This window comes from Pontibacterium sp., from assembly GCF_041587635.1.
In the GTDB taxonomy this organism is placed as follows: domain Bacteria; phylum Pseudomonadota; class Gammaproteobacteria; order Pseudomonadales; family Balneatricaceae; genus Pontibacterium.
In genome coordinates this window covers 1-4,989 of the sequence record NZ_JBFGYC010000295.1, presented here as the reverse complement: position 1 = coordinate 4,989, position 4,989 = coordinate 1, and the positions used below count along the sequence as shown (strand labels likewise).

7 protein-coding genes are annotated in these 4,989 nt (G+C 50.1%); 2 read left to right on the top strand and 5 right to left on the bottom strand.

The window, feature by feature from the left end:
* A partial coding sequence (locus ABYW01_RS13900; protein ID WP_372833682.1) for a pyruvate, water dikinase regulatory protein occupies positions 1 to 684 on the top strand: 684 nt, incomplete at its 5' end.
* 77 nt (positions 685 to 761) lie between these two features.
* Here ABYW01_RS13900 and ABYW01_RS13895 read toward each other — a convergent pair.
* The 3 genes from ABYW01_RS13895 to ABYW01_RS13885 form a co-directional block, all read right to left on the bottom strand.
* Positions 762 to 1,154 (bottom strand): ribonucleotide reductase subunit alpha, encoded by a 393-nt coding sequence (locus ABYW01_RS13895; protein ID WP_372833680.1) that lies wholly within the window; start codon positions 1,152 to 1,154, stop codon positions 762 to 764.
* 184 nt (positions 1,155 to 1,338) lie between these two features.
* Positions 1,339 to 2,208 (bottom strand): LysR family transcriptional regulator, encoded by an 870-nt coding sequence (locus ABYW01_RS13890; RefSeq protein WP_372833677.1) that lies wholly within the window; start codon positions 2,206 to 2,208, stop codon positions 1,339 to 1,341.
* Between the two features lie 19 nt (positions 2,209 to 2,227).
* The gene (locus ABYW01_RS13885; protein ID WP_372833675.1) at positions 2,228 to 2,686 is read right to left on the bottom strand and encodes a hypothetical protein; all 459 of its coding nucleotides are present in this window, start codon (positions 2,684 to 2,686) and stop codon (positions 2,228 to 2,230) included.
* A gap of 186 nt (positions 2,687 to 2,872) precedes the next feature.
* Here ABYW01_RS13885 and ABYW01_RS13880 point away from each other — a divergent pair, with 186 nt between their 5' ends.
* Complete coding sequence (locus tag ABYW01_RS13880; RefSeq protein WP_372833673.1) at positions 2,873 to 3,322, top strand: acyl-CoA thioesterase; 450 nt, start codon at positions 2,873 to 2,875, stop codon at positions 3,320 to 3,322.
* A gap of 120 nt (positions 3,323 to 3,442) precedes the next feature.
* On the opposite strand, the gene ABYW01_RS13875 is transcribed toward ABYW01_RS13880, so the two are convergent.
* Both ABYW01_RS13875 and dsbD read right to left on the bottom strand, forming a co-directional pair.
* A complete protein-coding gene (locus ABYW01_RS13875) occupies positions 3,443 to 3,769 on the bottom strand; it encodes a hypothetical protein (protein ID WP_372833672.1) in 327 nt (108 codons plus the stop codon).
* 33 nt (positions 3,770 to 3,802) lie between these two features.
* On the bottom strand, positions 3,803 to 4,989 hold a 1,187-nt coding region (gene dsbD / locus ABYW01_RS13870), incomplete at its 5' end, for a protein-disulfide reductase DsbD (RefSeq protein ID WP_372833670.1).

Here is a 4,989-nt window from a genome sequence, read left to right as displayed (position 1 = left end):
GCGGAAGCCGCGGTTCAGCAGATCAACGATGCCTGCATTGACGATGGCGAACGTCCGATCATTTTCGACACCATTGTTAATGAAGAAATTCGTCGTATTTTAAGTCAGTGTGACGGTTTCAAAATTGACGTCTTTTCCACCTTTCTCAGCCCGCTGGAAAGCGAACTCCAGACGCGGTCATCCTATTCTGTCGGCGGCTCACATGCCATCGGCGAAGTGAATAAGTACAAAGACCGCATTGAATCCGTGAACTATGCGATTGATAACGATGACGGTGGCCGTATTCAACAGTACGATCGCGCCGACATCATCGTGCTGGGCGTATCTCGCAGCGGAAAAACACCTACATGCCTCTATATGGCGATGCAGTTCGGTATTCGTGCGGCCAACTATCCACTGACCGAAGATGATATCCATCACAGCAAACTTCCGGAGTTTTTGGAAAAACACCGGGACAAACTGTATGGCCTGACGATTGAGCCTTTCCAATTGTCCGCGATCCGTCAGGAACGTCGTGCTAACAGCCGCTATGCGTCATTGGATCAGTGCGATATGGAAGTGCGCAAAGTAGAAAAGATCTTTCGGGATGAAGGCATCAACTGCATTAACACGACTAACTTCTCCATTGAGGAGATCGCGACACGCATCATGGCAGACTTCGGCCTGAAACGAAAAATCACCTGATCAAACCGCAAAGCCTTCAGACATAAAAATGCCCGGACTTAAATCCGGGCAATGCCAATCAATCGTGCAGATAATGCTTAGTTTGCCTGCATGGAAACCGGATTACCCTGACGATCAAAAATCACATAACGGGAAAGATCCGCGCCCATCATCAAATCGTTCGCCATCTTATTCAGATGAGGTTCCGCATCATCCGTCGATGGAGGCTGTCCACCCGTACCAGACAACCCTGCCGCCAGCACAAAGTCCCAGCCCGCCGACACCTGATCCGCCTCAGCAGCCAGCCCGGTAAAATCAGTCAGCTCTGCGGGTAACTTATCAACGCACATCAGCGGTACAACTGAACCATGCTGACGCTGCTTGTGTTTTTTACTGTCCTGCTTCTCGATCTGTGCGAAAAGGAACAATAAACGCTGCGGCTCATCCTGCGTGCCAGCGGCATCCAACAGCTCTTTAAACTGAATACTCATGGGGACCTCCAAATTCGATAGCCCTCACTTTAGAGCCTTCTGCCCGACAGTTCTTGATTAAAATCAAAGTCTCCGCAGGTGACTAATTCGCTTCAGAACATCTAAAATCCAGTTGGCACGGGGCTTACAGAGTCAAAACTATCTCTTTAGAGGTACCCCAACAAAACTAGGAGACCTACCCCCTTCACCCGGCAAGTGCCCAACTTTTTTGTGCTGCAAAGTCGGTAAACTGCTTAACACCCTCCGGATCACTGTGAGCACGCCACAAACACCCCACGGTGCGCATCAAACCAAAATCAACGATAGGAACTTTGACTATATTAGGGGCCTCAACCGTTTCCCCCATAATGGTGGCGGCAAGATTATTCTGCACCATGGACAACGCCCAACCATCAGAATCCGTTCGACACGTAAAGTGGGGCTGAGCCTGCTCGGAGAGAAATACCCGCTTACCCTCATTCAGCACCTCACAATGCTTGCGCAAAACAAAGGGTTGCTCATGAAGATCTGCCAGATGCACGCTACTGCGGGTCGCCAATGGGTGTTGGTTATGCACCACAAGAACAAAGCGCTCCTGATATAACGGCAGCGCAGTATGGGACGCCTCATCACCAGAAAGAGAGGTAATCAACAGATCGACCTTATCCTGCCCCATACGCTGCGCCAACTCCTCCCTGTTACCCGTTTGCAGATGCAACAGAATATCCGGGTAGGTCCTGCGAAAATCGTGCAACAGATCGTTCACGGGCGGTGTATCAAGGGTACCCAACACACCAAGCCTTAACTGTCGCTGATCGCGAGAGTCCATCAGATCACGTTTAGCCGCATTGCATTCAGCCAGAATGGCAAAAGCACGATCTCGGAAACGCAGCCCGGCAGGCGTTAGCGTAATACGTCTGGGTTTCCGTATCAGAAGTGCAGCGCCCAGCTCTTCCTCCAACGCTTTGACCGCCGTCGACAACGCAGGTTGTGTCACAAACATCTTCTCGGCCGCACGGGTAAAGCTTCCCGTTTCCTGCACGGCTAAAAAATAACGTATCTGTCTGATCTCCATAATACGGTTCCCAATTAACCTATAGACCGACGTTCTGAGTCAGGGTCACATCAGCAATCCAGTTCTTCTTTCGACGTGCCAGACGTGGCCCGGTTTTTTCATCGCTATACACCATCGGCACAACGGTTTCCCCTTCGGCCAGCACTAAACGCGGCTGCAGACAATTCACATTAATCACCGCATATAACTTGCCGTCGATCTCAGAGGTCACGACTGGCATCACCCCACAGTTTCGACAGATCAGAAAGTTCGCCGTTTTGTGTCCAAATTGATATTCGTTCAATTGCTGAGTATTCCCAACATCAATCACCAGTTTTCCATCTGGATCAGACTGGTACAAATTTCGATGCATCAAACAAAACTCACACTGACACTCTCGAGAATTGCGGGCATCTAACACACGTGCAGTTTCAAACTGATATTTGATATTGCCGCAATGACATTGCCCTACATATCGATGACTACGGTGCTGACTCATAACTCGACCTCAGTGCTCTATGTCTCTCACTACTCCCCAGCATACGGGTTTTGAAAAGCAGACAGAAATCATAACTTTCAATAATTACCATAAACACGATTTATAGCTTTAATAATTATTAAAAATTTAACTTATCGAAAGATTTGCGGCTAAATGGGTCTATCAGGCAGGACGAGGAAGAAAGCCGTGAAAAGCGAGTTATTAAAAGACTATCCCATACAGATTGAGATCCCAATTGTCTGGGGCGATATGGATGCCTTTCAGCACGTGAACAATTTGGTCTATCTCAAACATTTTGAGTCCGTACGGATGGCATACCTTGAAGCGTGTGATTTCAAAGGGATCATGGATGAAACTGGCGTTGGCCCCATCCTACGCGATACCAACTGCCGCTACCGAATCCCTCTGACCTACCCCGACACGGTTATCTCCGCCACGCGGGTTACACAGTTAAAAGGTGATCGCTTCAAAATGTACCACGTTGTCTATAGCGTTGAGCATCAAGCCATCGCCGCCGAGGGTGAATCCATGATTGTCTGCGTGGACTACAACAAGAATGGGATCGCTGCCGTACCTGCTGCGATGCGGGACAGTATTTTACGATTAGAAACTGTGCAGCCGGAAATGTGCGATTAGAGCACAAGTAAGAATTGGAACGATCATCGTTGTATTCTGTGGTAAACGCAGTACCCCAAGCCACCACAGAATATTTGCCCCGCCAGCACTGACTGACGGGGCATTTTTTTGGAGGATACTTTAATCGGCAACCGGGAATTTATAAAACTCACGGTTCATATATGCCGCAACATCTTCTGCTTCGTCAGGAAACCAGCCCACATCCAAATTGGTGTTACAGCCTTCAATCCAGGCTTTCAGCTTAGGCCAAGTGGTTGCCGCGCGGTCCTGTCGCTTAAAATATGACGCTTCATGACAGGTGTAGCAGTTTGCATCCGTGTATTCGACGCCGCGGATCACACGCTCCAGCGCGACCTCATGAAACAGCTCCTGACCGTTATCCGGGTCCGCTGCCATGACAGGTAACGCGCTGCAAAAGGCCGCTGCGACAAGTAACTTCTTCACCATGTTCATCCTCCATTGCTCACAAGCATTTTATTGTTATGTGCCCAGTCGCGAGAGATGCGCGACAAAATCCTCTGGCTCAGCGACACCGATCAGTGTCATGTTTTTATGTAGCTCGCCCTGCGGATCAAAAAAGATCAACGCTGGCGGACCAATCACGCCATATTCTTTGTTCAGAGCTTTCGCATCAGCATCATTGCTGGTGACATCCACTTTAATCAACTCGAACCCGCTTAACGCCATCTGCACATTGCGGTCGGCAAAGGTATAGGTTTCCAGTTCTATACAGGAGATACACCAGTCGGCGTAGAAATCGAGCATAACCGGTTTACCAGTTCGCCTGGCTTCAGCCAGCAACTGATCCAGCTGCGCGGGAGAGGTCACCTTTTTGAACGGCAATGCCGGTGTCGCAGCCACCTGCCCGACACCCACCGCAACACCCTGCAATGGATAAATCATACTGCGATTTCCGGACAACGCGCCAATCAGCAAGGCAGAACCGTAAATCAACATGATGACACCCACACCTTTCCAGATGCGCAACCAACCGCCGGATGGCTCAGGCAGACGATCCAGCGCGTGCATAAAGATTGCACTTGCGATCAACACGCCCGCTGTCAGCAGCATGGTCACTTCCGTTGCCACAATACGATCCAACATCCAGATCGCCAGCAACAGCAGCATGACACCAAAACCGGCCTTAACAGACTCCATCCAGATCCCGGCCTTAGGTAACAGCTTGCCCGCCGACACACCAATCAACAACAGAGGAACGCCCATACCCATGCTTAAACTGAACAACGCAGTTCCGCCCATCACTGGATCACCGCTCTGACCGATATAGATCAACGCACCAGCCAGTGGCGCCGCCATACAAGGACCCACAATCAGGGCCGATAGCAATCCCATCACTGCAACACCGGTCACTGTGCCGCCTTTCTGATTGCTGCTCATACGATTCAACCGGGTCTGCCAGCTATTCGGCAGCTGCAGGTCATAGAAACCAAACATCGACAACGACAGCAATACAAACAACCCCGCGAATGAACCGATAATCCACGGATTCTGAAAGGCGGCTTGCAAGTTTTCACCAAACAAACCCGCCACTACGCCGGCGACGGTATAGGTCAAAGACACCGACAATACGTAAACCAAAGACAGCGAAAACGCTTTACCCGTTGTTATATGGCGTCCGTGACCGGCAATGATGCTCGATAGAATCG

Excerpts from the sequence above, each read along its gene's own strand:
- ABYW01_RS13895 (WP_372833680.1), bottom strand. The coding sequence starts at position 1,154 with ATGAGTATTCAGTTTAAAGAGCTGTTGGATGCCGCTGGCACGCAGGAT.
- ABYW01_RS13890 (WP_372833677.1), bottom strand. The coding sequence starts at position 2,208 with ATGGAGATCAGACAGATACGTTATTTTTTAGCCGTGCAGGAAACGGGA.
- ABYW01_RS13885 (WP_372833675.1), bottom strand. The coding sequence starts at position 2,686 with ATGAGTCAGCACCGTAGTCATCGATATGTAGGGCAATGTCATTGCGGC.
- ABYW01_RS13875 (WP_372833672.1), bottom strand. The coding sequence starts at position 3,769 with ATGGTGAAGAAGTTACTTGTCGCAGCGGCCTTTTGCAGCGCGTTACCT.